This window comes from Micromonospora sp. WMMD1076 (assembly GCF_029581475.1).
In the GTDB taxonomy this organism is placed as follows: domain Bacteria; phylum Actinomycetota; class Actinomycetes; order Mycobacteriales; family Micromonosporaceae; genus Micromonospora; species Micromonospora aurantiaca.
This window is the reverse complement of record NZ_CP120862.1, coordinates 716,353-742,258: the sequence shown is the minus strand read 5'-3', so window position 1 is coordinate 742,258 and position 25,906 is coordinate 716,353. Positions and strand designations below refer to the sequence as shown.

Below are 25,906 nucleotides of genomic sequence, written 5' to 3'. Positions count from 1 at the left end.
GCCGGGCACCGACCGGCAGTGGTTCAGCCCGTCAGCCCGATCGAGCGCAGCGCCGCGAAGCCGTCCTCCGCGATCCGCCGGATCATTCCGTCGTTGACGTCCCGGTGCTCGTCGAGCAGCGCGATCTCCGACTCCGCAAGCCAGCGGAACTCGGTGTGCTTGCCGGCTTCCAGCCGGGGCCGGCTCAGGTCGCCGTCCACCCGGACCAGGAAGTCGGTCTCCACCCGGGTCAGCCCGTCGTCGGCGGTGTACCGGTATTCGCCGACCAGGCCGAGCACGTGCGACAGGGCCCAGCCGGTCTCCTCGGTGACCTCCCGGCGCAGCGCGTCGTCGATCTCCTCGCCCGGTTCTAGGTGGCCGCCGACGATGTCCCAGCAGTTCGGGAAGAGGCGTCGTTCGGAGGATCGGCGTTGGATGAAGATGCGGCCGTCGTCGTCGACGATCAGCGCGCCGGCGCAGCGGAGGGGCTCGGTGGGCACCCTCCGACAGTAGCCATCAGTGCCGTCCGGAGCGATGCCCGTTCTTGTCCCGGTACGCATCGATGGCCCACCATGTCCGTACTCAGTCGCCGTCCCACAGGGGTGATGTGTGATGCAGGTACGGGAAGCGATGTCCAGCGAGGTACTGGTGGTCGGGCCGGAGCACACGCTCCGACAGGCGGCCCGGATGATGTCGGCCCGCGGTGTCGGGTCGGCGGTCGTGATCGACCCGGACTCCGAGGGGGTCGGGATCATGACCGAACGCGATGTGCTGAAGGCGATCGGCGCCGGGCTCGACCCGGATGTCGAGCGCACCGGGGCACACCTGACCTGGGACGTCGTCTACGCCGGCCCGGACTGGACGGTCGAGGAGGCAGCCGCGGCGATGGCCCGGGGCGGGTTCCGTCACCTGGTCGTGCTCGACGGGCGGGAAGTGGCGGGAGTGATCTCGGTACGGGACCTGATGCGGGTCTGGGCGGGCGAGCACGCGCCGACCCGTACCTGATCCGGCCCGGCGCGATCGGCGCCGGAGAAAGGGCGATGGCCCGGCCGATATCGGCCGGGCCATCGTCGTATCTGTTCCGTCTCGGTCGTGCCCGCCCCGTCAGGGGCCGACGAAGACCGAGGTGCCGCGCCAGTCCACGTCGTCGACGCCCGGACCGCTGCGCACCGAGGCGGAGCCGGTCGGCACGCCGTCGGACCACGCCATCGAGGACAGGTTGCCGGTGCTCCGGGAGACGACGTAGAGCGTGTCGCCGTCCAGGAACAGGCCGCCCGCGTCGGTGAAGGCCGTGGTGCCGGTGACCGTGTTGCGCTCGGCGCCGACGGTGCCGGTGTCCGGCGAGAACCCGCGCCAGAACAGCGTGCTCTGACCGGCCAGCGAGTAGTAGATCCGGCCGCTCTTGTAGAACATCGCTGTCACGTTCGGCAGCTCCGCGGAGAAGTTGCCGGTCATGCCGGCGTACGTGGAGCCCTCCGGCGCGGAGCCGGTGACGACCAGGTCCCACTTGGCGTCGTGGTACGGGTCCAGCTTCTTCGGGGTGCCGAACTCGCTGCCGTCGAACGAGCGCTTGTAGAGGTCGCCGCCGACGCCGTAGAACAGGTCACCACCGACCCAGAAGGCGCCCTTGACGGCCGACCAGCGGGTGTTGTCCGGGTTCGGCACCGACATCGCGTTGCCGGCCGAGGTCGCACCGTCGTACGTGCGCTTGGTGATGCTGTCGACGGTGGTGGCCGGCGGCACCGGGGGCAGCTTGACGATCTCGATGCCCTGCACCAGCGGGTTCTCCAGGACGCGACCGAAGTCGATGTCGATGTTGCCGTCGCTGGTGACCGGGAACGCGCGCATGGTGCCCCGGTTGGTGGCGCCGATCGCGGCGATCGGGTCGAAGTTGCTCAGCTTGACCACACCGTCGATCGTCACGTTGAACTTGCGCTTGCCGGCGGTGGCGGTGCCGGCCCAGCGGTTCGCCAGGTAGAGCCGCACCTGCACCGGCGTGCCGGCCGGGACCGGGAAGTCCCACTGCATGTCCGGCGCGGGCGACTCGTCCCACCGCTCCGCGTTGAACAGCTCGACCGGGGTGCCCGGCGGCACCGTGCCGTCGAGCGACGCGTTGGTGGTGTAGCTGGTCACCTGGTTGCCGGCGTTGTGGTAGGTGCTCGGCGCGGCGGCGGTGTCCGCGGCCCAGGCCGGGCCGCTCGGCGCGGCCAGCTGGTCGCCGCCCGCGTTGACCCGGTAGAGCACGTCGGAGGCGTCCGGCGTGGGCGCGGTCTTGACGATCTCGATGCCGTGCAGCAGCGGGTTCTGGAGCACCCGGCCGAAGTCGATGTCGACCACGCCGTCGCTGACCACCGAGATGGACTGCATGGTGCCGCGGTCGGTCCCGCCCGCGGCGACGACCGGGTCGAAGTCGTTCAGCTTGAGCACGCCGTCGATGCTGACGTCGAACTTGCGGGCGCCCGGCTTGCTCGTGCCGGACCAGCGGTTGGCCATGTAGATCCGGACGTCGACCCGGGTGCCGGCCGCGACCGGGATGTCCCACTGCATGTCCGGCGCGGTCGCCTCGTCCCACCGCTCGGTGTTGAACAGCGTGGCCGGCGTGCTCGCCGGCACGGTGGGGTCGAACGTCGCGTTCGTGGTGTAGCTGGTGACCTGGTTGCCCGTGTTGTGGTACGGGCTGGGCTCGGTGGCGCTGTCGGCGGCCCAGTCCGGCCCGCCGTCGGTCGCCGGGATGGCCGGACCACCGGCGTTGACCCGGTAGAGCACCTCGGTCTGCGCCGCGCGGCCGGCCTGGTAGACGTTGCCCGGCAGGCCCTTGGTGCTGGTCGAGTGCGGGGTGCTGCCCCCGTCCAGCGGGAAGAAGGCGATCCGCTTGCGCTGGTAGTCGAAGTTGCCGATGTACTCCTGGTCGCTGCCGAGCCAGAGGCCCTCCTGGGTCACCAGCATCTCGGTGACGCCGTAGCCGCGCGGGTGGCGGCCCGGGTTCCAGGACAGCGGCAGGCCGCTCACCGGGTCGAGCGCGGCGATGCTGGCCCGCGGCACCGCGCCCGGTCCGGCCTTGTCGCGGGCGAGCGGGTTGTTCGACCAGCGGAAGTGGCCGCCGACGTAGATGGCCTTCTCGCTGATGCCGACCGAGAGGAACGTGTCGCCGCCGCTGAAGTTCGTCCAGGTCGGCTTCTGGCCGGCGCCGGTGGCGGAGGTCTCCCAGCGGGCGGCGGAGTCGCAGAGCGTGCCCGGGTACGACGCGCCGGTGGTGACCACCACGAAGTACTTGCTGTCCGGGGAGAACTGGACGTCGCGCACCCACGAGTCGAACGCGGTGTACTTGCAGGCCGCGGAGTAGCCGTCGGTGTTCCAGTCGGCGACGGTCGCGGAGCTCCCGCCCAGGTTGATCCGCACGATCTGGTCGTGCACGACGCCGTCGGCCTTCTTGAAGTTGCCGATCACCACGAGGTGCTTGCCGTCGGGGGAGACGGAGAGCTTCTCCGTACCGACACCGGCCGAGGCACCGTTGTTGGTCGGGGTCCAGTTGTGGTTCTCGGTCAGCGCCACGGTGAGGTACTCGTCCACCGCGCCGGTGGTCGGGTTCAGCGAGGCCAGCCCGTTGCGGTTGATCGTCGCGGTCGCCGTGGTGAAGATGCCGCCGACCAGCAGGTGACCGTCGACGAGCGCGATGTCGTTCACCGTGCCGTTGAACGCCGGGCCCTTGAACCCCTCGACGGGGGTGCCGTCGGCGACGTTCAGCAGCACCAGCTTGCGGAAGTTCTTGTCACCGACCTTGTTGAACTTGCCGGCGACGTACACCGTGCCGGGGGTCGGCCCGGCGATGATCGCGGTGACGTCGTTGTCCAGCACCGGCGCGAACGCGTTGTCGATCTTGCCGGTCGCCTTGTCGAAGGCGAGCAGTCCGCGGCGGTCGACCGGGGTGGGTGAGGAGCCCCGGTTCTGCGCGCTGGTGAACGAGCCGCCGACGATCACCTTGCTACCGGCGTCGTGGATGGCCACGACGTTGCCGTCGTTGATGTTCGGCGTCTTGTCCGAGGGCACCTCGCCGACCGTCGTGCTGTGGTCGGGCGCGGGCGCCGTGGCCGGCGCGGCGAGCGCCGGCACCGGTGTGAACAAGGTGGCGATGCCGAGCACGGCAGCGCCGAAGGCGGACACCGAGCGGTGTCTCAGGATCGAGGAAGCCACAGGCTACTCCGGGGGGAAACGTCGGAGGCGCTGCGATCGTGGTCGGTGCCGACATGAGGCGGGACGTCACCCGACCGACCGCAGACGTGAGAGCAATACCTTCTCGCATTCGGCCGTCGCCCGTCCACCCGGGTTGGGCCTTTTGACCGAGGAAACGCTCCGGGGCACACGAAAAGACGAGCGACGATCACCCGGTGGACACGGAGGGTGTTCCTGAGAAAACACTCAGGTCGGGCATCGGCGGCTGGAAGTACGGATCGGTCGCCATCTCCCGGAAGACCTGTTCGCTCTCCGGGTCGTTGCCGAAGGTGCTGTCGTAGATGGGCTTCTCCGTCTGCCGGGCCGCGAAGTAGACCGCCGCCTTGATCTGCGGGTGCTTCTTCATGTACGGCCCGACCTCGCGCATCCAGTCGGCCCGCTGGCTCGGCCGCCCGTCCTGGGTCAGGCCGTACTCGCCGATGATGACCGGCCGCGGGTGCTTCTTGGCGAACGCCATGAAGTGGTCCATCCGATTGGAGAAGCTGTTCCACTCCGGACTGGGATAGACGTCCGCGCAGAGCCAGTCGACCTGGTCGTCGCCCGGGTAGTAGGCGGCGGCCCGGCGCTGCGGCTCGGCGAAACCGTCCGCGTGCGGGCACCACACCCACCCGGCGTTGGTGACGCCCATCTCGGTGAAGATGCCGCGGACGTGCTTCCAGGCGGCGACGTAGTCCTCCGGTGAGTGCATGCTCGCGGCCAGGTTCGGCCGGTCCATCTCCCACCGGTAGCGCAGCAGCACCGGAACGCCGAACTCCTTGACGTCCTTCGCGCGTTCCCGGATCAGCGCGTCGTAGACGCCGCTGACCGTGGACCGGGTGTCGGTGCCCTGCCACGAGATCATCTGGAGCTTGCCCCGGGACTGGAACAACTTCTCGGTGGCGCTCGGGAACGGTTCGTTCCACTCGTGGAACATGTGCGCGATGGCGAGTTTGCCGCCGGCCGCCTGGTTGAACGCGTCGAACGCCGCGGCCCGCCCGCTGGCGTTGTGGTACTGCGGCTTGACCCAGGTGCCGAGCCAGGCCCCCTTCGCCGGCGGCTCCGGACCGCGCCCGGTGGTGCGGACCGGAGCGGTCCGCGGTGTCACGGTCGGCGGGGGCGGCACCGCCGTCGCCGACTCGTCGGATCGCTCCGAGCCGATGTCACAGGCCGCCACGGCCGGCGCCAGGAAGGCCAGGCCCAGCACGGCAGCCATCGTCAGTCGTAACCGTCGCACCACCGCAACCTCAACCTCTCCCCAGGACGGTCGCCGGCCACGGTATGGGGGCCATGACGGATCCGCGTGGGCGGAGAGGCACGCCGGGCCTGGCGGGCGACCCCTGGCACTCTACCTGTGACGCGGCGCTCAGGCGGGGTAGCCGAGTCGCGTCAGCAGCAGCCCGGCCTGAGCCATCACGTCGTCCAGATCATTTTCGGTCAGTCGCTGCCGCCAGCGGCCCACCGAACCCGGCCGCGCCTTGGCGAAGCGGGCGTGCAGCGCCTCCCGTCCGGCCGGGTCACCGACCTCCAGGAAGTCGGCCACGACCTCGGCCGCCTCGGCCGGGCGGGTGACGACGTCCTCGTACCGCAGGTGCCGCACCCGATCCGCGGGCAGCTCGGCGAGCTGGGTGAGCGCGCTGCTGGTGAACCGCCGCCACATCCAGGCCGACCGGCTCAGGTCGGAGACCTGCGTGAACTCGTCGCGCCGCTCCGGCTCCACCCAGAACCGGGGCGCGGCGCCCCACGGCGTACCGCCCCGGCCGCTGCGACCGGTACCGGTGGACGCGGCGTTCAGCCAGGGCTGCTCGGCGTGCGACACCGCCACGTCCCGCCCGTCCCGGTAGACGTGCAGGAAGACCGCATCCGGGAAGACCTCGGTCAGGAACGGCACGATGAAGCAGTTCTCCGGGTCCTTCTCGGCGAACCGCAGCCCGCCGTGCCCGGACGCGGCGAGCAGCGCGCCGTAGTAGCCGCGGAAGTAGCGGGCGGCCCGCTGCGGCGTCCAGCTTCCCTCGTAGACACAGCGGGCGACAGCCTTGGTCAGGCGCGGTTCGAAGTGGTACGACACGTCCGGCAGCGCGCCGACGCAACTGCCGAGGAACGTGGTGCCGGAGCGCGGGGCGCCCAGGATGAAGATCGGACGCTCGACCTTCAGCGTGAGCCGGCGGCCGCCCCCGTCGACCGGCCGTTCCAGCTCGCGGCGTTCCTTGCGGTCCGCCAGGAGACCGACCGCGGCGAGCTTCGCGGCCTTCACGGTGGACAGGCCGGAGTGCGGAGCGGGGGAGTCGCTTGTCATCGAAGGTCCCATCGGTGCGCAGGATCGGTCAGGACTGGGCGGCCGGGTCCGCCCCGGCCCGGTTACGGCCGCGGCGGAGGGCGCGCAGCGCGTCGAGGTGCAGGGTGCGCCGCCAGCGCCAGACGCCCGCCGCGTACGCGACCAGCCCGGCGACCGTCACCAGCGCGAGCACCGGCGAACCGGCGCCGAGCAGTGTCGCCACGCCGAGCGGCAGACCCAGCGTGACCACCGCCAGCGCCATCGCGGCCCGGGTACCGGCGCCGAACGGGTGCAGCCGCATCGACCACCAGAGCTGGGTCAGCGGCACCAGGTTGGTGACCAGGATGGAGACGGTCCAGGCCAGAGCCGCGCCGAGGATGCCGTACCGCGGGATGAGCACCAGATTGCCGACGACGTTGAGCACGGTGCCGGTCATCGCGTTGTAGAACGTCCACGCGGTGCGCCCGGCCATGTTGAGCACCATGTCGACCATGCCGCAGCCGGTCGCCAGCAGCATGGCCAGCGCCAGCAGCACCACGACCCGGCGGCCGTCGCCGTACCCGGATCCGAACAGTGCGAGCATCGGCGTGGCGAACGCCGCGAAGATCAGGTACGCGGGCCAGGAGAGCAGCACGAGCCAGCCGGTGGCGGCCTGGTAGAGCTGGCGCGCCTCGGCCCGGTCGTCGCGGGCGAACGCGGCGGCCAGCCGGTGCTGCACCGAGCTGGACAGCGCGACGCTGGAGAGCTGACCCAGAGCCAGGAACCGGGTCGCGGCCGTGTAGATCGCCGCGTCCGCCGGGCCGCGCAGCGCGCTGAGCAGCACGATGTCCAGCCGCTGCACCACGATCGCGGCCAGGCTGCTGATCGCGCGGGGCCCGGTGAACCGCCAGAACGGCCCGGCCAGCTCGCGTGCCGGCACCGGCCGGGTCACCTGCCGCCCGGCCCGGCCGACCAGCCGGCTCAGCCAGAACAGCGCGACCGCCGCCGCGATCAGGTACGGCACCACCCAGGCCAGCGGCAGCGCGACGGTGGCGGACATGCCGAGCCAGGCGGCCACCGCCACACCCAGGAACTGCGCCAGCGTGCGGCCGAGCCGCTCGACGGTCAGCAGCGGGCGCATCTGGCCGAAGCCGCGGCAGGCGGCGAGCGCGTAGTCGTTCAGCGCGGCCAGCGGCACGAACGCCAGCAGGATGCGCAGCGCGGTCACCGCCTCCGGCCCGGCCTCCGGCATGGTGGCCCGGGCCAGCGCCGGTGCGGCCAGCCAGCCGGCCAGCCCGAGCAGCGTGCCGACCACGAGCACCGGCAGCAACCCGACCAGGATGGTGCCCCGGATCTGGTCGCGGCGGTCGAGCGTGCGCTGGCGGCTGACGAAGTAGACGGTGCCGACGTCGGTGCCGAGCCGGGCCGCCGACGCGGCGATCATGAACGCGCTGGTGGCGGCGAAGAACATGCCCGCCTCGCGGACCGACCAACCGCGGGCGATGACGATGTTCAGGCCGAAGCCGGCGACCGCGGCCAGCCCGACCCCGACCAGGTTGGCGAAGCCCTGCCGGGCCGCGCCGCCCAAGCCCCCGCCCGGCCCGGGGGGCGGTGCGGTGAGCGTCGGGGTGCCGCCGGCGTCCGCCCGCGTCACCGCCGCCACGACGGCACGCGTCCCCACCACGTCGCCAGCCGCTCGTCGTACGGCGCGAAGTGGTCCTCCAGTCGGGTCCGCAGCTCCGCCGACATGGGCGAACGGGAGCGCGAGTTGTGCTTGCCGAACGCGATGTCCGCCCAGCGGGGCAGCCCGAGGAAGTCGCAGACCGCGTCGAAGGAGGGACGCGGGTCGGCGAAGAAGTCGTCGCTGTCGATGACGTGCATCCGGTCCCGGCCGACGAGCGCCTCCAGGCGCTCCAACTGCTCGATGTAGCGGCCGCGGGCCAGGTACGCGTTGTGCTGGAGGTGCTCGCTGGCGTACGACGCGGAACTGATCATCCGCTCCCGCTCACCGGCCGTACGCGACTCCTCCAGCGCGAGCGCCCGCTCGAAGTCCGCCTCGGTCTCGTAGCCCCGGGCCAGCTCGTGCGAGTGCGCCGAGTAGGCGCGCTCCACCGGGTCACGGAGCAGCACCAGCAGCTTCACCGAGGGCAGGTCACGGGCGATCCGCTGCCCGGCCAGCGGGTGGAACATGTAGTACGGGCTGGACTCGCCGGTGATCCCGCGTACCCCGATCTGGGCCCTCACCGCCTCGGCCTTGCCGGTGGTGGGGAAGTGCCCGAGGTACCAGCTCATCCCCCGGTGGTAGTCCATGTCGAAGTAGTGCACGCCCTTGTGGTAAGCGGGCGGCAGCACACCGGGATGCTGCGAGAGCGTCTTGAACAGCGAGGTGGTGCCGCAGCGCTGCGCCCCCACGATCAGGAATCCCGGCACCATCCGCGAACCGGCGGTCAACCGGCCCACAGTCCGGCTCACCGACTTCACCGCGCGGAGCGCCTGCTCCTTGGCCAGCGTCACGTCCCCACTCCTCACTCTCACCCGGCCCGGCGGGCCAGGTGTTCCTCGACGGCGGGCAGCAGCCAGGTGTCGACGTGCCCCAGTCGCGCACCCGCCTCCGCCTGCCGGTCCCGCAGGTAGCGCGCCGCCAGCTCCACCAGGTAGAGCACGGCGACCAGCTCGGCGCCCCCGCCGGTCTGGTCGAACGGCGCCAGGGTGCGCCCGGCGCCGGCGATCAGCGCCCGGGCCGCCTCGACCGGTTCCACCCCGTCGTGGCTCATCGCGCCCTGCACCGCCAGATGCAGCGCGTCGTACCCGGCCGGCACGTCCGCCTCGAACCGTTCCCAGTCCCAGACCAGCACCCGGCCGTCGGCGAGCACCGCGCTGTTGCCGCCGTTCCAGTCCCCGTGCCAGGCGCCGAAGGCCACCACCGGGTCGGCGTCCGCGACGGACTTCAGCGCCGCGCGCAGCCGCCCGGCCTCCGGCCGGGGCCCGAGCGCGTCCACCGCGGCGGTGAGCCGGGCCGCGTGCCCGCTGGCCGCCCACGACTGCCGGCGTACGCCGAGACAGCCGGCGACAGCCACCATCGCGGCGCGTTCGGCCGCCTCCGTGGCGGCCGGGGCGGCCCGGGGCAGCCGCACCGGCAGCGCCTCCTGCACCAGCAGTGCGTGGCCGTGCCAGTCGCCGTGATGGCGTACCCCGGCCAGCACCACCGGGCCGAGCGGCACCTCGGCGAGGCGGCGCAGCGCGTCCGCCTCCGCGTGCACCAGCGCGCGGGTCAGCGGGTCGACGCCGAGCTTGGCGTACCCGAGGGCCCGGCCGTCCCGGGCGAGCAGTTGCAGCACCGGCTTGCGGTTCGCCCGGGCCGGCCCGATGTGCAGGCTCACCAGCGCCGGCTCGCCGAGCACCTCGGTCAGGTACGCGTCCAGCCCGCCGCCGTCCACCACCAGCCGATCGCGGAACACCAGCGGACCCAGCCCGAGCCGGAACGCCGTGGACAGCCCTTGCCGGACCAGCTTGGCCTTGCGGCCGACCGCCTCGGTGGAGTGCCGGACCGCGCTCGCCGCCGCCCGGCCCGAGCCGGTCGGCACGAGCAGCCGGGGGCGGGACGCCGAGGGCACCACCGCCCAGCCGGCGCCGCCGCGCCGCAGGCCGGGCTCGGCCGGCGCGGGCCAGATCAGCCCGGCCAGTTCACCGAGGTACGCGGCACGGCCGTCGCCGTCCGGGGGTACGCGGAACACCATCAGTGGCCACCGGTCTTTTCCAGTCGGGCCCGCAGCCCGGCGATCGTGCCCTGGGGTGGCGCCGGCGCGAGCGACCGGCGTATCCGGTCGTTGCGGGCCAGCAGGGCGACAGTGATCAGGGCGTAGGCGAGTGTCGCTTCCATCGCACCGTAGGTGAACTGGAAGAACAGCATGAGGATGAGCACGAGCGTGCCGGCGATGCCGACCGCGCTGTGGTCCCGGCGGTAGCGCCAGATGCAGTAGATGAAGAAGGCGTTGTAGCAGACGGCGCCGACCCAGCCCTGCCCGACGAGCAGCGCCCAGACCTGGCCGTTGCTGCCCAGTTCCCGGTTACCGCACTGCTTGCAGTCCTCGGACTTGCCGATGGCGATGGACCGGTTGCTGCCGATCAGCGCCCGGTTGCCGCCGTACCCGAGGATCGGCGAGTGGTTGGCCGCGGCGACCGCGCCCTGGGACAGCGTGGTCCGGATGTCGTCGCTGTGCCCGTTCTGGAGGCGTTCGTCGAAGGTGCGGCCGAGCGGTGTGGCGACGATCAGCACCCCGATCAGCCCGACCGCCAGGGCGAGCCCGCCGAGCACCACCATCCGTCCGCGCAGCGCGAGCCGCAGCGCGACGTACGCGGCGGCGATGCCGAGACCGATCCACAGGCCGCGGTTCAGCGAGTAGACGATCGGGAAGATCGCGGCCAGGGCGATCGCCACGCCCGCGGTACGGCGCATCGGCTTGCCCAGCACCACCCAGCCGACGATCAGCCAGACCAGCAGGATGGCGGTGTTCTGGCCCCACGAGTTCGTGTAGGTGAACGGCGCGGACGGGCGGGGCGAGCTGGCCTCCCCCTCGATCACCTGCTGCACCTGGGCGAACTTGATCTCCATGAGCGAGGTGACGTACGGGTGACCGGCGATCGACTGGGGCAGGACGAAGCGCAGCGGCGCGACGAACGTGAGGTTCGGGAACAGCGAGCCGATCCAGCCGCCCAGCACCACGACCACGCCCATGAACCCGAACAGTCGGACCATCCGGCGCTGGGACAGCTCCCGCTCCCGCAGGTTGTAGACGTAGAGCATGGTCACCGTCATGGCGACGTAGTTGGCGAGCCGGATGCCCCAGCCGATGTACTTGCCGCTGCCGCCGGGGGGCAGCGTGTTCGGCGCGGTGAGGTCGAGGGTGAGCACGGACAGGAACACCCAGAGCAGCAGGACCATCCAGATCCCGAAGCCGGGCGGCACCCGGATCGGGCCCCGCTTGCGCATCTGCACCACCATCGGCACCGCGAAGATGACGAAGACGAAGCTCGACACGCCGAGCACCCACCACAGCGGGTACAGCAGGAAGACCGAGATCAGCGGCCATGCCGTCGGCAGCCGCCACGACCAGCTCTCCGGCCGTACCGTCACCGGCCGCAGGCGGTTCCCGTCCGGCGGCGACACCGCCCCGACCGGAACCGTCCCGCGCGCGGTGCGGGGCGGGGTGGCGGTGCTCATTTCACGGTGACCTTGGCGGTGGTCGGCGCGTAGATCACCCACGCGTTGCCGGGCTGGGGGTGCAGGAGATCGCCGCCGGTGTCGGCGAGCGTGCAGACCATGCCCAGGCCGGGCTTGCGCCACCGGCCGTTCGCGCTGTTCGGCCCGGACACCGCCAGCACCGCGCCCTCACCGAAGACGTTCGCCGAGGGCAGCGAGCGCGGAGACGGGTTGCGGACGTCCAGCGTGCGGTACTCCATCGTCAGCACGATGACGGAGGCGGCGGTCACGGTGACCTTGCCGACATTGCCGGCCCAGACGGACTTCGCCTGGTCGTACCGCCAGACCATCGGCGGGCCGCCGGAGACGGTGACGGTGAGTTCGGTGGCCGGCGCGAGGTCGCGGACGGCGAGCGCGTCGCCCTCTCCGGCGTGGTCGATCGGCGGGGTGGGCGGCTGGCCGCCCTTCGGGGCGGCCTTGAGCAGCGCGGCGGTCGACGTGTAGTCGCCGGAGAAGACCTTGCTGTCGTCGCCGGGCGTCACGCCGTCGAGGTCGGAGTTCTCGAACTGGGTGAGGAAGCCGGTGGGGCCGCCGTCGTAGCCGACGAACGGGCGTAGCACCGCGAGCGACCGGATGTCGACCGGCCGGATCTCGGTGACCGGGCCGATCTTGGTGGCGTCCCTGGAGTGGAACACCGCGGTCAGGTGCAGCGTGTCGGACTCGGCGAACTCGGCGTAGACCAGGTCGGCGGCGTCCAGGCCGGCCGGGGTGGTCGCGGGGCTCACCCGCAGCGGCACGGCGACCGCCTGGCGGGTGGCAGCAGCCGGGGTGCTCACCGGCGCGCCGGTCAGCGGGCCCGTGGGCAGCGTCGGCGAGGCACTGGCCGATGACGGCGAGGCGGTGACGTCGCCCGGGTCCACCACCGGGACCTTGCCCGGCTTGGGCTCGGGTTCGCTGCATCCGGTCCCGACGCCGAGGACGACGGCGGGGGCGATGGCGGCGCGGAGCATCTGCCGGCGGTTCACCCCAGGTCCTCGCCGGAGTCGAGCGCGTAGCTGCGGCCGTCGCCGTCACCCCGGGAGCGGTACGTGCCACCGGTGCCGTTGAGCGGCACCGGCTTGCCCGGCATGCCCTGGTTGCCGGGGTTCGGCGGCGGGGTGGCCTTGCCCGGTGCCGGCTTGGCCGTGCCGGGGCGGGAGGACTGCATACGCGGCAGCACCATCGTCGACTCGGCGGACGGGCCGGGGCTCGGCCGGGGCTTGGGCCGGTTGGCCGGGGCCGTCGGCGCGCTCGACCCGGCCGAGGTGCCGGAGCCGCCCGGGGACGCCGGCCGCACGGCGTCGGCCGCCGGGGCGGGCAGGCGCGGGGCCAGCACGGCGCCGATCACCGGTGCGTTCACCTGCTCGAACTGCTGCAACGCGGCGGTGATCTCGCCGCTACGGGTCTTGCCCGCCTCGGCCACCATGATCACGGCGTCGACGTACCGGCCCAGGGCCTGGGCCTCCACGGCGAACGTGGGCTGCGCGGTCTCGATGATCACGTGGTCGAAGCGCGCGGACAGCTCGTGCATGATCTCCAGCAGACCGGCGACCGGCAGCTCGACCTCCGCGTCCAGGTCGCCCGGCACCAGCACCCGGAGCTGGCCCAGCCCCGGCACCGGCGCGAGCGCCTTGAGCGGGGGTACGTCGCGGCGCAGCACCGACGCCAGGTTGTGCCGCCCCTCGGCCACGCCGGTGATGGCGCCCACAGTCGAGTCGGGCTTGGTGGTGATCAGTGCGACCTGCTGGCCGGTACGGGCGTACGCGGCGGCGAGGTTGGCGGCGACGAACCCGGCGGCGGAGCCGGCCGAGGCGTCGCAGAGCAGCAGCTGGCGGCCGCGTCCGCCCTGTGCCGGTTCGGGCACGGCGGACAGCAGCACGTTGCGCAGCCGGCCCAGCTCGCGGGACACCCGGTGCGTGGCCGGCAGGACGGAGAGCGAGGGCGTGCGGACCGGCAGCTCCACGAGCAGCGGCAGACCGACCCGGTCCGAGATGTCACGGCCGCGCCGGATCCGGGTGTCGAGCCGGTCCAGCACGAGCGCCAGCACGATGCCGAGCAGCAGGCCCGCGCCCATGCCGCTGGCGAGGTTGAGCGTGCGGTTCGGTGAGCTGGGCGAGTCGGGAAGACGGGCGTCGGAGATGATCTCGCCGGGGTCGGAGCCGGCCGAGACCAGCGGGCTGAGCCGGTTGTTCAGGCCGGTGATCTGGCTGGTGAGAAGGCTCCGTTCGGCCTCGGCCCGCTCCCGCTCGGGCGAGTTCGACGGCGCCGCCGCGATCCGCCCGGCGACGGCACTGAGCTGCTTCTGCAGCTCGGCGATCTGCTGCTTGAGCGCGGTCGTCTCGTTCTCCAGCGCCTTCTGCGCGGTGGCCTTGCGCAGGTCCAGATACGCCTGGGCGAACGCGTGCGAGCCCGACTGGGCGCCCTCGGGGCTGTTCCCCTCGTACGCCACCTGGAGGATCTGGCTGTTCGGCGGCACCTTGACGGTCACCGACTTGACGAGCTGGTCGGCACCGGTGTCGACCTTCATCAGCGCCTTGGCCCGCTCGGCCACGACCAGCGAGCGGACCACCTGGGCCTCGGTGTCGAGGTTGACCTTGGCGTTGGGGTTGCTCTCCGCGCCCGAGCCGAGCGGGCGCACCAGCAGCGAGGTGGTCGAGGTGTAGCGCGCCTCCTGGATCTGGTTCAGCGCCAGCCCACCACCGAGACCGAGGGCCGCGGCGAGCAGCAGGATCCACCAGCGGCGGCGCAGCCAGCCCAGGTAGGCCATCAGGGCAAGACCGTCGGCGTCGCTCTCGGCCAAATGGGGTGAGGGCATCAGAGTCTGTCGCTCCCTTTCGACCGAGCCGGGCAGTCCACGGCACAGCTGGACCTGACCGTGGCCTTGAGTGTCCCCGATCCGAACGACGAGGGAAAGTCTGCTCACGTTCCGGTAAGCCTGCCCGGGTGTGGGCAGCCCGCGTAGAAATGGCCGATCGGCGCTGACCATTCGGCGGGTTTCCCGGTGTCGGGCCCGACCTGTCCCCGGATAAGCCGGCGTCGCCGACGGCTCTCGTGCGGAGCGGTGACGGAATCCTGACACATCTCACTTTCTTCCGGTGGCCCGCCCCGGCGGCGCGGGGCGAACCGGGCTGACCTGGACGGTGGCCGGCCGGTGGGCATCCCGGTGACGGGAATCGAGAGGTGAGCCGACCGGCGCGTCAGGATCCGTCCAATGGCCCCTTCAGTTGCCCAGGGGCGCGCCAGTAGGTTGTCAGGACGCGTCCGAGGGGCTTTCACGAAAATCCGGACGCGTCATCCGCGTACGGGAGGAAGTCTGTGGTGAGCGGGTCAACCGAGGACTCGGGGCAGGTCCTGCTGGTGGGTTCCAGTGGCGGGCACCTGGCCCAGCTCCTGGCCCTGGAACCGTGGTACCGGGATCGGCGCCGCGCATGGGTCACGTTCGACACCCCCGACGCGCGCTCGCTACTCGCCGGTGAGGACGTGGTCTGGGCGCACCACCCCACCACACGCAACGTCAAGAACCTGGTACGCAACGCGTTCCTCGCGCTGAAGGTGATCCGGCGGCGCCAGGTCGACGCCGTGGTCACCACCGGCGCCGGGGTCGCCCTGCCGTTCGTGGTGGCGGCCCGCATGCGTAAGATCCCGACGGTCTACATCGAGGTGTACGACCGGATCGACAGCGCGACGCTCACCGCCCGGCTCTGCCGTCCGTTCCTCTCCGCGATGCTCGTGCAGTGGGACGAGCAGCGCCGGATGTACCCGGAGGCGACCGTCGTGGGGAACCTCCTCTGATGGCGCACATCCCGCAGCAACGGGACCGGCGTGCCGCGGCGCCGTACGTGCTGGTCGTGGTCGGCACCGACGTGCACCGCTTCGACCGGCTGGTCGGCTGGCTGGAGCGCTGGCACGCGGCCCGGCCCGAGGTCCGGCTGGTCCTCCAGTACGGCCACAGCCGCACCCCGGCCCTGCCCGAGGCCACCCCGTTCCTCGGCCACGAGGAGCTCCAGCGGGCGATGGCGGAGGCGACGCTCGTGGTCAGCCACGGTGGCCCGGCCACCATCACCGAGGCCCGGCGCAACGGCCACCTGCCGATCGTGGTGCCCCGCGACCCGTCGCACGACGAGCACGTCGACAACCACCAGCAGCTGTTCTCCCGTCGTCTGGGCGCGGCCGGGATGGTGCGGCTGTGCGAGTCCGAGGCCGAGCTGCTCGCCGCCCTGGAAGAAGGGCTGGCCGACCCGGGCCGGTTCGTCCTGGCCGCCGACCCGGGCCGTCCGGACCCGCGCGCCGAGGCGGTCGCCCGCGTCGGCGCGGTGATCGACGAGCTGGTGGCCCGGCGGGTACGACAACGAGCCGTCGGGCGTCGCGGATGAGCGCCCCGGATCCGGCGACGCCGCGGGTCCTCTTCGTCGGCGGCCTCGGCCGCAGCGGCTCCACGCTGCTGGAGCTGCTGCTGGCGCAGAGCGCCGACGTGTGTGCCGTCGGTGAGGTGGTGCACCTGTGGGAGCGGGCGCTCGGCGCCGACGAGCGGTGCGGCTGCGGTGAGCGGTTCACCGCCTGCCCGTTCTGGCGGCAGGTCGGCGACCAGGCGTTCGGCGGCTGGGCCGCTGTCGGCCGGGACGACGTGCTGGCGCTCAAGGACCGCGTCGACCGGACCCGGCACATCCCCCGGCTGGCGAAGGAGGCGCTCCCGCCGGAGCAACTGGCCGACGTCCGCCGCTACGCCGACCTGTACACCCGGATCTACCGGTCCGCGCTGTCGGTGACCGGCGCCCGGGTGGTGGTGGACTCCAGCAAGCACGCCTCGCTCGCCTTCGCCCTGCGCTGGGCCGAGGGGCTGGACCTGCGGGTGCTGCACCTGGTCCGGGACAGCCGGGCGGTGGCGTACTCGTGGGGCAAGCAGGTGCGCCGCCCCGAGGTCGTCGACGGCGAGGACTTCATGCCGACCTTCTCACCGTTCGAGGTGAGCAAGCTGTGGACCGCGCAGAACGCCGCGTTCCACCTGCTCGCCTCCCGGGCGAAGGTGCTGCGGCTGCGCTACGAGGACTTCACCGCCGACCCGGCCGGCACGGTACGCCGGGTGCGGGACTTCGCCGGTCTGCCGGACGACCCGGCGGCGCTGCGCATCCTGTCCGGAGCCGACGAGACCGGCGCGGCACCCGAGCCGGCCGCGCCGTTCCGCGCGCACAGCGTCGCCGGCAACCCGCTGCGGTTCAGCGGCGGGCCGTTGACGGTGCGCCGGGACGAGGCGTGGCGGGACCGCCTGCCGCGCCGCAGCCGTGCCGTGGTCAGCCTGGCCACGCTTCCCCTGCGGGTCCGCTACGGCTATCTGGGCCAGCGGGGATCCGACGAGTCCGTGGAGAGAGCATGAGTGGGCCGAGCATCTCGGTCGTCGTACCGACGCGGGACCGTCCGGAGCTGCTGCGTGCGGCGCTCGACGCGATCCTCAGCCAGGCGCACCCGGGCCTGATCGAGGCGATCGTGGTCTACGACCAGTCCGAGCCGGACCGGTCGCTGGAGACCGACCGGGGTGACCGGCGGATCCGGGTGATCACGAATACCCGTACCGCAGGGCTGGCCGGCGCGCGCAACACCGGCATCGAGGCGGCCAGCGGCGACTGGGTGGCGTTCTGCGACGACGACGACGAGTGGCTGCCCGGCAAGCTGGCCGCCCAGTTCGGGGCGCTCGACGCACACCCGGACGGCGCGCTGGTGAGCTGCGGCATCCGGGTCAGCTACGACGACCGTACGGTGGACCGTTCGCTGGACCGGGCCCGGATCTCGCTGGAGGCGCTGCTGCGCGACCGGCTCACCGAGCTGCACCCGTCCACGTTCCTGATCCGCCGGGCCGCGCTGCTCGACGCGATCGGGCTGGTGGACGAGCAGATCCCGGGCAGCTACGCGGAGGACTACGAGTTCCTGCTCCGCGCCGCCCGGTACGCCCCGCTGGTGAACGTGGAGAGCCCGTACGTGCTGGTCCGCTGGCACAAGCGGTCCTACTTCGCGCAGCGCTGGGAGACCATCTCGACCGCGTTGCAGTGGCTGCTGCGCCGCTACCCGGAGTTCGCCACGGTGCCGCACGGCGAGGCGCGGGTGGCCGGGCAGATCGCGTTCGCGCAGGCCGCGATGGGCAACCGGCGCGACGCGGTCCGCTGGGCCCGGCGCACGCTGGCCCGCAACCCGAAGGAGCCGCGCGCCTACCTGGCGCTGGCGGTGGCGAGCCGGGCGGTGCAGGCCGACCGGGTGCTGCGCACGCTGCACAAGCGCGGCCGGGGCATCTGAGCCGTACGCGAAACGGGCGGGTGACCGAGGTCGCCCGCCCGTTGTCGTACGATCATCCGGTCAGGCCGCGCAGAAGGACTTCCAGGCCTGGATGCTCGGCTGGTCGAGCAGCCGGAAGTCGCCCTGGCTGACCGTCTGGTTGTAGTACGCCACGAACTCCGGCCGCTGGCCGTTGAGGAAGCCGGTCATCGACCGGATCCAGGCCGCCCGGCCGGTGCCCGGGTCACCCGGGACCAGGTCGCTGCCGGTCTCCGCGACGCCCCACGGCTTGCCGAGCGCCTTCGACTTGCTGATCATCGCGCCGTAGATCTCCTGCGGTGGGGCGTACCGCTTCCACTTGGCGCCCCAGTTGTAGCAGTCCCAACCGAGCGCCTCGATCACGTCGCCACCCGGGTAGAACGCGTCGAAGCTGCGCCCGGACTTCGGGTCGAGCGTCCAGCACATCAGGATCAGCGTGTTGACCAGCTTCGGGTTGCCCGTGCGGTCGGCCAGGCCGGCGATCCGCTTCCACGCCGTCCGGTACGCCGCCGTGCTGAACGCGCCGCGCTCGACGTCGTCCTCCGGCTCGTGGAAGTACGACCAGTAGACGTTGTGCTCGCGCGGGATCGACGCGAACCAGGAGGTCAGGCGGGAGTCGAACTTGCCGGTGTTCACCTCCTGCGGCGACGCTTTGAACGACACCACCACGGTCCGGTCCACCACGTCGGCACGGCTGCCGGACCAGGCCGGCGGCAGGCCGGGGAAGAAGATCCGCGCCATCCGCAGCTTGCCGAAGGTCCGGTCGGACCGGGCCAGCGCCTGGCCGAACGTCTCTCCGTTCTGCACACCGATCGAGGCGCCGGGCAACGTCAGTCGCGTACCGGAGAAGGCCGGCCCGGCGTCCGCGGAGGCCGACGGACGCGCCGAGGGCTTGCCGCCGAGACCCTGGTCGGCGCTCGGCGCCGCGCCCGGGGTGCCGGGCGTGCCTGGGCCCATCGAGGTCGCCGGCCCGACCGAGCCGGGTGTCCCGCCGGCCTGCCGGTCCGCCGAGTCGGGTCGCAACGTGGCCACCGCGACTCCGCTGCCGGCCACGGCCAGGGCCACCGCTGCCGCGATGGCGACCCGCCAGCGCCGGCGGGAGCCGCCGGACGACGGCACGGGGGCCGGGGCGAGCGGCGGCGCGGGCGGCCGGCCCGGCCCGTCGGCGGCCGGTCCGTGCGGAACGTCCACCGGGGGCGGTCCGGTCAGCGTGGCGGTCGCCGTGGTGCCCGCACCCCAGCCCGCCTCGCCCGCCGGTCCGGCCCCGCCGGGCTCGTCGTGCGGTGCCCAGCCGGGGTGGCCGACCGCCGCCGGCCCGGCCTGCGCGGCCCAGGCATCGTCGTGCGGCTCACCCTGCGGCCAGGCGGCGTCGCCGTGGCCCGCCGGCCCGTGCTGCGGCCAGGGGCCGTCCTGCTCCGGCGCCCAGCCGTTCGTCGTGCCGGGAGCGGCGTCCCAGCCGACCGGGTCGTGCCCGGGCCCGTCGTGGCGACCGGCGTCGGGCCGGTCGCGCTCGGGCCAGGGCAGGTCACCGCCCGGCCGGGCGGGTGGTGGCGGTGGCGCGCTCCCGGCCTCCGGCCAGGGCAGCGAAGGGCCGCCCACCTGACGCGGAATGTCCTGACCCGGCCACAGGCCGGTCGGCTGCCCGAAGGCATTGTGCGGCTCTCGGTCGGCCGGCATGACCCTCCCTGGCTGTCGGCGGCCCGTGGTCGGGGCTCAGATCGCCACGCATACCTGCCCGACGATAACCCTCATCCACCTGGCCGTACGTACCGTGACACTCAGCCGAACGCCTCACCCTGGTCACCGGTGACGGTCGAAGCGGGCATCTCGACACCGGTCCGGGCGATGGCGTCGAGCAACTGGTCGGCCAGTTCGGGCCGGCAGACCAGCAGATCGGGCAGCCGCGGGTCGGCCCGGTTGTAGCGCAGCGGCGAACCGTCGATCCGCGACGCGTGCATGCCCGCACCGAGCGCCACGGCGACCGGGGCGGCACTGTCCCACTCGTACTGACCGCCCGCGTGGACGTACGCGTCGACCTCGCCGGTCACCACCGCGCAGACCTTCACACCGGCCGAACCCATCGGCACGGCGGTGGCGCCGAGCATCTCGACCAGCTCGCCCACGAACGCCGGCGGGCGGCTGCGGCTCACCGCGATCCGGATCGGCCCTTCGGACGCCTTCGGCTGCGGGCAGGTGGTACCGAGCACGAGCGGCGTACCGTCCACTGTGGTCCGAGCCGGCATGCCCACGGCGCCGGCGACCAGGGCGCCGTCGGGGGCGGCGGAGCGCTGCCAGAGCGCCACGTGCACCGCCCAGTCGTCCCGCCCCTCCTCGGAGAACTCACGAGTGCCGTCCAGCGGGTCGATGATCCAGACCCGGTCCGCCTCGTGCCGGGGCGCGCGCTCGCCGTCCGCCCACGCGCGGCGCGAGTCGGCCTCCTCCTCGGAGAGCACCGCGTCGGCCGGCCGCAGCCGGGCCAGCGCCGCCGTCATCAGCTCGTGCGACGCGCGGTCGCCGGCGTCCTTGAGCGCCTTCGGGTCGGCGAAGCCCTGCCGGTCCCGCAGCGCGGTGAGCGCCCTGCCGGCCTCGGTCGCCAGCCACTGCGCGAACCGCTGGTCGTCGAGCCGTCCCGCCTCGTCCTCGGTCACGAGCCCCATCCCTTGTTCTCCCGGGTCTGCCGCGACCCGTCATCCTTCGGCGTCCGGTCGGACCGGCGCCAGCGTCCGTCGGATCGTAGACAGTCGCGAGGCGGTCTCGGATCCCCCGGACGCACCGGTGACCCGGCCGCCCGCCCGCATGTTGAACTTCGCGTGTATCGCGGTCGGACCCGCCGGGCCAGGCCCTAGGCTCTGCGCATGACCGCCGAGCAGCTGATCTCGTTCGCCCGTGGCGCGCCTTCGCTGGACATCGTCGATGTCGAGGGGCTCAAGGCCGCCGCCGTCCGCGCCTTCGACGCCGACCCCGCCGGGGTCACCGCGTACGGCACCTCCGTCGGCTACCCGCCCTTGCGGAAGTGGATCGCCGAGAAGCACGGTGTCGAGGCCGACCAGGTGCTGATCACCAACGGCTCGTTGCAGGCCGACGCGTTCCTCTTCGACCACCTGCTCCGCCGGGGCGACGCGGTGGTGGTCGAGCGCCCGACGTACGACCGCACGCTGCTCAACCTCAAGCAGATGGGCGGCGAGGTGCACGGCGTGACGATCCAGCCGGACGGCCTGGACACCGCCGAGCTGCGCAAGCTGCTGGAGTCCGGGGTGCGGCCGCGGCTGGCGCACGTGATTCCCAACTACCAGAACCCGGCCGGTGTGACCCTCTCCCTGGAGAAGCGTCGTGAGCTGCTGGACCTGGCCGCCGAGTACGACTTCACGATCTTCGAGGACGACCCGTACGCCGACATCCGGTTCCGGGGCGAGCCGCTGCCCTCGATGCTGTCGATGGACACCCGGGGCGTGGTGGTACACGCCTCCAGCTTCACCAAGACGGTCTGCCCGGGCGTACGGGTCGGCTACCTGGTCGGCCCGGCCGAGCTGACCGCGGCGATCGCGAAGCGGGCCACCAACCTCTACATCTCGCCCGGCATGGTGGCCCAGGCGATCGTGCACCAGTTCTGCGTCTCCGGCGCGATCGACGAGTCGATCCGGACGGTCCGCTCGGCCCTCGGTGAGCGGGCGGCGGTGCTGGCCGAGTCGCTGCGGCGGCACATCCCGGAAGCCCGGTTCGTGGAGCCGGACGGCGGCTACTTCCTCTGGGTGGAGCTGCCCGAGGACGTCGAGGTCGACCGGCTCGCCCCGGCCGCCGCCGAGCGCGGCGTGGCGGTGGTGAAGGGCAGCGACTTCATGGTCGACGGCGGCCGGCACGCGCTGCGCCTGGCGTACTCGGCGGTGACAGCGGACCGGATCGACGAGGGTGTGCGGCGTCTCGCCGAGGCGATGGCCGCCGTGCGCGGCTGATTTCTGTCGGGTTTCTGACAAAAAGGCCCTGCTGGCCGGTTCGGCTCTCCCGCTGAACCGGCCGACAGCCCACAATGCTGCGAGTGCCGCTCACCTTCTGCCGGTGACCAGCCCGCACGCCGGACGACCGGCCGGGCCGGCGGCACGCCAGCATCACTCCCGCCCCCAAGGGGTGCCGGGTGGGCCGTGTCGCCCCTCACCCCCCTGACGCGGCCCGGCCCGCCCGGCGCCGCCGCGTGACGCCCGTCGCAACCGCCAGTCCCCCGCGCCCGCGCTGCGCTTCCCGCCGGTCGGCGTAACCTGCAAGCCGCAGCTCCAGGGGAAGGGGGCGAGAGATGACGGACCGGGTGGCACGCGACCGAACCGCCGGCACCGACGGCAGCCGGGCCCTGCGCCCCCGCGCCTGGTCGGCCCCGGTACGCGCGATGTCCCGCATCCTCAACGCCGACGGCTCCCCGCGTACGGCCCAGCCGGCCGGCCCGGAGCGCAGCGGCATCGTCGACTGCGGGCTGTACGTCGACGGCGAGCGCCGCCCCGGCCACCCCCGGTACGCCGAGGCCCTGGCCGCCGCCCGGCAGGAGCGGGACGGCTTCGTCTGGCTCGGCCTGCACGAGCCGGACCTGGCCGAGATGACCGAGATCGCCGCCACCTTCGGCCTGCACGAGCTGGCTGTGGAGGACGCGGTCAAGGCCCAGCAGCGCCCGAAGCTGGAGCACTTCGGCGAGATCGTCTTCCTGGTGCTGCGCACCGCCCGCTACTGCGAGCACGCCGAGCTGACCGAGAACTCCGAGGTGGTGGAGACCGGCCAGGTGATGCTCTTCATCGGGCCGCACTTCGTGATCAGCGTGCGGCACGGCGACGCCTGCCGGCTGGCACCGGTGCGCGCCGACCTGGAGGCGAAGCGGGACCTGCTGCGGCACGGCCCGTGGGCGGTCGCGTACGCGATCACCGACCGCGTGGTGGACCTCTACCTGGAGGTGGCCGACCGGCTGGAGGACGACCTCGACGTGCTGGAGGCGGACGTCTTCGACCGGCAGAGCAGCGGCCGGATCCAGCGGATCTACCAGATGAAGCGGGAGCTGGTCGAGTTCAAGCGGGCGGTGGCGCCGCTGCAGCGCCCGCTGATGACGCTCACCGCGCAGGTCAACCGCGCGGTGCCGCAGGAGGTGCGGCGCTACTTCCGCGACGTGCAGGACCACCTCAGCCGCACCGTCGAGCAGGTGAACTCCTACGACGACCTGCTGAACTCGATCCTCCAGGCCCGGCTGGCCCAGGTCACAGTCGACCAGAACAACGACATGCGCAAGATCGCCGCCTGGGCCGCGATCGGTGCGGTGTGGACGGCGATCGCCGGCATCTACGGCATGAACTTCGACAACATGCCCGAGCTGAAATGGACGTACGGCTATCCGGGCGTCTGGGCGCTGATGCTCGCGGCGTCCTTCACGCTGTACCGCCTGTTCCGCCGCAACGGCTGGCTGTAGCCGCCTCGAACACGCGGAAGCGCCGGCCACGCGGGGTGTCCCGCGTGCCGGCGCTGATCCGACGGTACGAGGTCAGCGGCGACCGCCGGCCTTCGCGGCGTTCTTGCCGGCCTGCACGGCCTTGGTGATGTCGTCGGCCGGGCGGCCGGAGGCATCCCGGGCGCCCTCGGCCACGGAGGGGACCTGGTCGTTCGGGTGGATCACCGGCTGGCTGCCGGAGGTGGCGGTCGACGCGCTGCTGCCCTTGGCCACCGCCGAGGAACCGGCGCCGGTCGGGCCGGCCTGCGTCACCTTGGCGCTCGCGTCCGGGGTCTCCACCACGATCGTGTCCACGTCCTCCCGCATCGGCTCCAGCTTGTCGCGACCGGTCGCGCCGAGCGTGCCGGCCGGGTCGAGCGTGCCGGTCGGGTCGTACTCGGCCCACTCCTGCTGCTCGCGGCGACGACGCATCGCCATCGCACCGGCCAGGCCGGCGACGGTGCCGACCACCAGCAGACCCGCGGTCATGCCCCGCGACCTGCGCTGCTTCTTCTTTCCGGCCTTCATGTTCTTCGCCTTCTTCGTCATCGCGGACTGCTTCGCGGCCAGCACCTTGCGGCCGCTCGACGCCTTGCCGGCGGCCTCGACCCGGGCGTTGCGCACGGCCAGCAGCACCGGCGCGAGCGCCGCGGCGGTCGACGCGAGCCCGCTGGACGCGCGGTCCCGGACCAGGACCGCGGTCGGCGCGACGGCGACCCGGGCTGCCTGGACCCGCGGGCCGACAGTGGCGCCGGCACCCTTCGCCGCGTGCGTGGCGGCCTGCCTCAGGTGACCGATGCCCTGGTTCAACTCGACCCTCGCGAGCTGGCCCTGGGTCTTTCGCCGCCCGATTCCAAACACGGTCCCACCTCCTGGGAGTTGTTCCTTCGTCATCCTCCACCTTCGAATGCCTCCGCATGGCCAGATCGGGCACATGGGAGGATCCGCAAGGAACTGAACTACGAGTGAGGAGTACCCGTGGCCGAGGCTGTCTACGCCACCCTGCACACCAACGCCGGCCCGATCCGGCTGGAGCTCTTCCCGAACCACGCGCCGAAGACCGTCCGCAACTTCGTGGAGCTGGCCGAGGGCACCCGGGAGTACATCGACCCGCGCACCGGTCAGCCGGGCAGCGGGCCGTACTACGACGGCACCGTCTCGCACCGCGTGATCAGCGGTTTCATGATTCAGATGGGCGACCCGACCGGCACCGGACGCGGTGGCCCGGGCTACAAGTTCGCCGACGAGTTCCACCCCGAACTGCGCTTCGACCGGCCGTACCTGCTGGCGATGGCGAACGCCGGGCCGGGCACCAACGGCTCGCAGTTCTTCATCACGGTGTCGCCCACGCCACACCTGAACAACCGGCACACCATCTTCGGTCAGGTGGCCGACGAGCAGTCCGTGAAGGTGGTCGACTCGATCGCCAACACCCCGACCGGCCCGAGCGACAGGCCGATCCAGGACGTGGTGATCGAGCGGGTCGAGATCGAGCACAAGCAGTCCTGAGCGGCACGCGGGTACCTTTGCTCGCATGACTGAGCGCTCCGGCCAGCCAGGCGACGCCACCGGGGGTCCGGTGCCGACCACTCCGGTCTGCTACCGGCACCCCGGCCGGGAGACATACATCCGGTGCACCCGGTGCGACCGGCCGATCTGCACCGAGTGCATGCGGGACGCCTCCGTCGGTCACCAGTGCCCGGAGTGCGTCGCCGAGGGCCGGCGCAGCGTGCGGCCGGCGCGTACCGCCTTCGGTGGCGGTGCCGCCGGCCGCCGGGGCAACGTCACGAAGGCGCTGATCGCGCTGAACGTGGTGATGATGCTGCTGTCCATCCTCTCGGCCCGCAGCGGGACCGCCGTGGCCGGCGGCGGTCTGGGCGGCCTGATGGGCAACGGGACGCCGCTCACCGAGTGGGGGGCGGTGCTCGGCCTGGCGCGCTTCCCCGACGACACCATCGGCGGGGTGGCCGACGGCCAGTGGTACCGCCTGGTCACCGCCATGTTCCTGCACTACGGCGTGCTGCACCTGCTGCTGAACATGTGGGCGCTCTGGGTGCTCGGCCGGACGCTGGAGGCGGTGCTCGGGCCGCTGCGTTTCCTGGCGCTCTATCTGCTCGCCGGGCTGGGCGGCAACGTCGCGGCCTACCTGTTCACCGAGCCGAACCGGTTCACCGCGGGCGCATCGACGGCCGTCTTCGGACTGTTCGCCGCGATCTTCGTGATCATGCGCCGGCTCGGCCGGGACACCTCGGCGATCGTCCCGATCCTGGTGATCAACCTGATCTTCACGTTCACCGTGCCGAGCATCTCGGTGGCCGGGCACCTCGGCGGTCTCGTGGCCGGCGCGCTGGTGGCGCTGGTCCTGGCGTACGCCCCACGGTCGCGGCGGACCCTGTTCCAGGTCGCGGGCGGCGCGATCGTGCTGGTCGCGCTGATCGGCCTGACGCTCGTCCGCACCGCCGCACTGCTCGGCTGA

22 protein-coding genes are annotated in these 25,906 nt (G+C 72.5%); 9 read left to right on the top strand and 13 right to left on the bottom strand.

The window, feature by feature from the left end:
• Positions 1-23: 23 nt before the first annotated feature.
• Complete coding sequence (locus O7622_RS03685) at positions 24-479, bottom strand: NUDIX domain-containing protein (RefSeq protein WP_282311858.1); 456 nt, start codon at positions 477-479, stop codon at positions 24-26.
• A gap of 112 nt (positions 480-591) precedes the next feature.
• Between O7622_RS03685 and O7622_RS03680 the strand changes: the two genes are divergently transcribed.
• On the top strand, positions 592-984 hold the full coding sequence (locus tag O7622_RS03680) for a CBS domain-containing protein (protein ID WP_013289279.1): 393 nt from the start codon (positions 592-594) through the stop codon (positions 982-984).
• A gap of 99 nt (positions 985-1,083) precedes the next feature.
• Here the strand turns inward: O7622_RS03680 and O7622_RS03675 are convergent, their stop codons facing one another.
• The 9 genes from O7622_RS03675 to O7622_RS03635 all read right to left on the bottom strand — a co-directional run bounded on the left by O7622_RS03675 (position 1,084) and on the right by O7622_RS03635 (position 14,493).
• Positions 1,084-4,170, bottom strand: a complete 3,087-nt coding sequence (locus tag O7622_RS03675; RefSeq protein WP_348774049.1) for a malectin domain-containing carbohydrate-binding protein — start codon at positions 4,168-4,170, stop codon at positions 1,084-1,086.
• Positions 4,171-4,357: 187 nt separating this feature from the next.
• Entirely contained in the window at positions 4,358-5,401 is a 1,044-nt protein-coding gene (locus O7622_RS03670; protein ID WP_282311856.1) for a glycosyl hydrolase, read from the bottom strand.
• A 150-nt stretch (positions 5,402-5,551) separates the two neighbouring features.
• Entirely contained in the window at positions 5,552-6,481 is a 930-nt protein-coding gene (locus O7622_RS03665; RefSeq protein WP_282311855.1) for a sulfotransferase, read from the bottom strand.
• 28 nt (positions 6,482-6,509) lie between these two features.
• Positions 6,510-8,123 (bottom strand): oligosaccharide flippase family protein, encoded by a 1,614-nt coding sequence (locus O7622_RS03660; protein ID WP_282311854.1) that lies wholly within the window; start codon positions 8,121-8,123, stop codon positions 6,510-6,512.
• Positions 8,090-8,953, bottom strand: a complete 864-nt coding sequence (locus O7622_RS03655) for a sulfotransferase (protein WP_282311853.1) — start codon at positions 8,951-8,953, stop codon at positions 8,090-8,092. The genes O7622_RS03660 and O7622_RS03655 overlap by 34 nt, the downstream gene beginning before the upstream one ends.
• A gap of 17 nt (positions 8,954-8,970) precedes the next feature.
• Entirely contained in the window at positions 8,971-10,176 is a 1,206-nt protein-coding gene (locus tag O7622_RS03650) for a hypothetical protein (RefSeq protein WP_282311852.1), read from the bottom strand.
• Positions 10,176-11,660 (bottom strand): O-antigen ligase family protein, encoded by a 1,485-nt coding sequence (locus tag O7622_RS03645; protein ID WP_282311851.1) that lies wholly within the window; start codon positions 11,658-11,660, stop codon positions 10,176-10,178. The genes O7622_RS03650 and O7622_RS03645 overlap by 1 nt, the downstream gene beginning before the upstream one ends.
• The gene (locus O7622_RS03640) at positions 11,657-12,664 is read right to left on the bottom strand and encodes a DUF3048 domain-containing protein (protein ID WP_282311850.1); all 1,008 of its coding nucleotides are present in this window, start codon (positions 12,662-12,664) and stop codon (positions 11,657-11,659) included. The genes O7622_RS03645 and O7622_RS03640 overlap by 4 nt, the downstream gene beginning before the upstream one ends.
• On the bottom strand, positions 12,661-14,493 hold the full coding sequence (locus O7622_RS03635) for a Wzz/FepE/Etk N-terminal domain-containing protein (RefSeq protein ID WP_282311849.1): 1,833 nt from the start codon (positions 14,491-14,493) through the stop codon (positions 12,661-12,663). The genes O7622_RS03640 and O7622_RS03635 overlap by 4 nt, the downstream gene beginning before the upstream one ends.
• A 500-nt stretch (positions 14,494-14,993) precedes the next feature.
• Between O7622_RS03635 and O7622_RS03630 the strand changes: the two genes are divergently transcribed.
• The 4 genes from O7622_RS03630 to O7622_RS03615 are packed head-to-tail and all read left to right on the top strand — an operon-like array spanning position 14,994 to position 17,960.
• Positions 14,994-15,470 carry a polysaccharide biosynthesis protein gene (locus tag O7622_RS03630; RefSeq protein WP_013289269.1) on the top strand — a complete coding sequence of 159 codons (477 nt, stop codon included), beginning with the start codon at positions 14,994-14,996 and terminating at the stop codon, positions 15,468-15,470.
• A complete protein-coding gene (locus tag O7622_RS03625) occupies positions 15,470-16,051 on the top strand; it encodes a glycosyltransferase (RefSeq protein WP_282311848.1) in 582 nt (193 codons plus the stop codon). Before O7622_RS03630 ends, O7622_RS03625 begins: the two co-directional genes overlap by 1 nt.
• A complete protein-coding gene (locus tag O7622_RS03620) occupies positions 16,048-17,049 on the top strand; it encodes a sulfotransferase (RefSeq protein WP_282311847.1) in 1,002 nt (333 codons plus the stop codon). The genes O7622_RS03625 and O7622_RS03620 overlap by 4 nt, the downstream gene beginning before the upstream one ends.
• On the top strand, positions 17,046-17,960 hold the full coding sequence (locus O7622_RS03615) for a glycosyltransferase family 2 protein (RefSeq protein WP_282311846.1): 915 nt from the start codon (positions 17,046-17,048) through the stop codon (positions 17,958-17,960). The genes O7622_RS03620 and O7622_RS03615 overlap by 4 nt, the downstream gene beginning before the upstream one ends.
• A gap of 60 nt (positions 17,961-18,020) precedes the next feature.
• On the opposite strand, the gene O7622_RS03610 is transcribed toward O7622_RS03615, so the two are convergent.
• The gene (locus O7622_RS03610) at positions 18,021-19,655 is read right to left on the bottom strand and encodes a hypothetical protein (RefSeq protein ID WP_282311845.1); all 1,635 of its coding nucleotides are present in this window, start codon (positions 19,653-19,655) and stop codon (positions 18,021-18,023) included.
• Between the two features lie 101 nt (positions 19,656-19,756).
• The gene (locus O7622_RS03605; protein WP_282311844.1) at positions 19,757-20,635 is read right to left on the bottom strand and encodes a 3'(2'),5'-bisphosphate nucleotidase CysQ; all 879 of its coding nucleotides are present in this window, start codon (positions 20,633-20,635) and stop codon (positions 19,757-19,759) included.
• Positions 20,636-20,833: 198 nt separating this feature from the next.
• Here O7622_RS03605 and O7622_RS03600 point away from each other — a divergent pair, with 198 nt between their 5' ends.
• Positions 20,834-21,928, top strand: a complete 1,095-nt coding sequence (locus tag O7622_RS03600; RefSeq protein ID WP_282311843.1) for a PLP-dependent aminotransferase family protein — start codon at positions 20,834-20,836, stop codon at positions 21,926-21,928.
• Positions 21,929-22,263: 335 nt separating this feature from the next.
• On the top strand, positions 22,264-23,412 hold the full coding sequence (gene corA / locus O7622_RS03595) for a magnesium/cobalt transporter CorA (RefSeq protein ID WP_282311842.1): 1,149 nt from the start codon (positions 22,264-22,266) through the stop codon (positions 23,410-23,412).
• Positions 23,413-23,484: 72 nt separating this feature from the next.
• Here corA and O7622_RS03590 read toward each other — a convergent pair whose 3' ends face one another.
• Positions 23,485-24,324 (bottom strand): hypothetical protein, encoded by an 840-nt coding sequence (locus O7622_RS03590; RefSeq protein WP_282311841.1) that lies wholly within the window; start codon positions 24,322-24,324, stop codon positions 23,485-23,487.
• A gap of 84 nt (positions 24,325-24,408) precedes the next feature.
• On the opposite strand from O7622_RS03590, the gene O7622_RS03585 reads away from it, so the two are divergent.
• Complete coding sequence (locus O7622_RS03585; protein WP_091413296.1) at positions 24,409-24,939, top strand: peptidylprolyl isomerase; 531 nt, start codon at positions 24,409-24,411, stop codon at positions 24,937-24,939.
• A gap of 25 nt (positions 24,940-24,964) precedes the next feature.
• Positions 24,965-25,906 (top strand): rhomboid family intramembrane serine protease, encoded by a 942-nt coding sequence (locus O7622_RS03580; protein ID WP_282311840.1) that lies wholly within the window; start codon positions 24,965-24,967, stop codon positions 25,904-25,906.

What these genes read in the sequence shown, in the direction of transcription:
- O7622_RS03680 (WP_013289279.1), top strand. Translation starts at nt 592, where the DNA reads ATGCAGGTACGGGAAGCGATGTCCAGCGAGGTACTGGTGGTCGGGCCG.
- O7622_RS03670 (WP_282311856.1), bottom strand. Translation starts at nt 5,401, where the DNA reads ATGGCTGCCGTGCTGGGCCTGGCCTTCCTGGCGCCGGCCGTGGCGGCC.
- O7622_RS03665 (WP_282311855.1), bottom strand. Translation starts at nt 6,481, where the DNA reads ATGACAAGCGACTCCCCCGCTCCGCACTCCGGCCTGTCCACCGTGAAG.
- O7622_RS03650 (WP_282311852.1), bottom strand. Translation starts at nt 10,176, where the DNA reads ATGGTGTTCCGCGTACCCCCGGACGGCGACGGCCGTGCCGCGTACCTC.
- O7622_RS03645 (WP_282311851.1), bottom strand. Translation starts at nt 11,660, where the DNA reads ATGAGCACCGCCACCCCGCCCCGCACCGCGCGCGGGACGGTTCCGGTC.
- O7622_RS03635 (WP_282311849.1), bottom strand. Translation starts at nt 14,493, where the DNA reads ATGCCCTCACCCCATTTGGCCGAGAGCGACGCCGACGGTCTTGCCCTG.
- O7622_RS03625 (WP_282311848.1), top strand. Translation starts at nt 15,470, where the DNA reads ATGGCGCACATCCCGCAGCAACGGGACCGGCGTGCCGCGGCGCCGTAC.
- O7622_RS03620 (WP_282311847.1), top strand. Translation starts at nt 16,048, where the DNA reads ATGAGCGCCCCGGATCCGGCGACGCCGCGGGTCCTCTTCGTCGGCGGC.
- O7622_RS03615 (WP_282311846.1), top strand. Translation starts at nt 17,046, where the DNA reads ATGAGTGGGCCGAGCATCTCGGTCGTCGTACCGACGCGGGACCGTCCG.
- O7622_RS03610 (WP_282311845.1), bottom strand. Translation starts at nt 19,655, where the DNA reads ATGCCGGCCGACCGAGAGCCGCACAATGCCTTCGGGCAGCCGACCGGC.
- O7622_RS03605 (WP_282311844.1), bottom strand. Translation starts at nt 20,635, where the DNA reads ATGGGGCTCGTGACCGAGGACGAGGCGGGACGGCTCGACGACCAGCGG.
- O7622_RS03600 (WP_282311843.1), top strand. Translation starts at nt 20,834, where the DNA reads ATGACCGCCGAGCAGCTGATCTCGTTCGCCCGTGGCGCGCCTTCGCTG.
- corA (WP_282311842.1), top strand. Translation starts at nt 22,264, where the DNA reads ATGACGGACCGGGTGGCACGCGACCGAACCGCCGGCACCGACGGCAGC.
- O7622_RS03590 (WP_282311841.1), bottom strand. Translation starts at nt 24,324, where the DNA reads ATGACGAAGGAACAACTCCCAGGAGGTGGGACCGTGTTTGGAATCGGG.
- O7622_RS03580 (WP_282311840.1), top strand. Translation starts at nt 24,965, where the DNA reads ATGACTGAGCGCTCCGGCCAGCCAGGCGACGCCACCGGGGGTCCGGTG.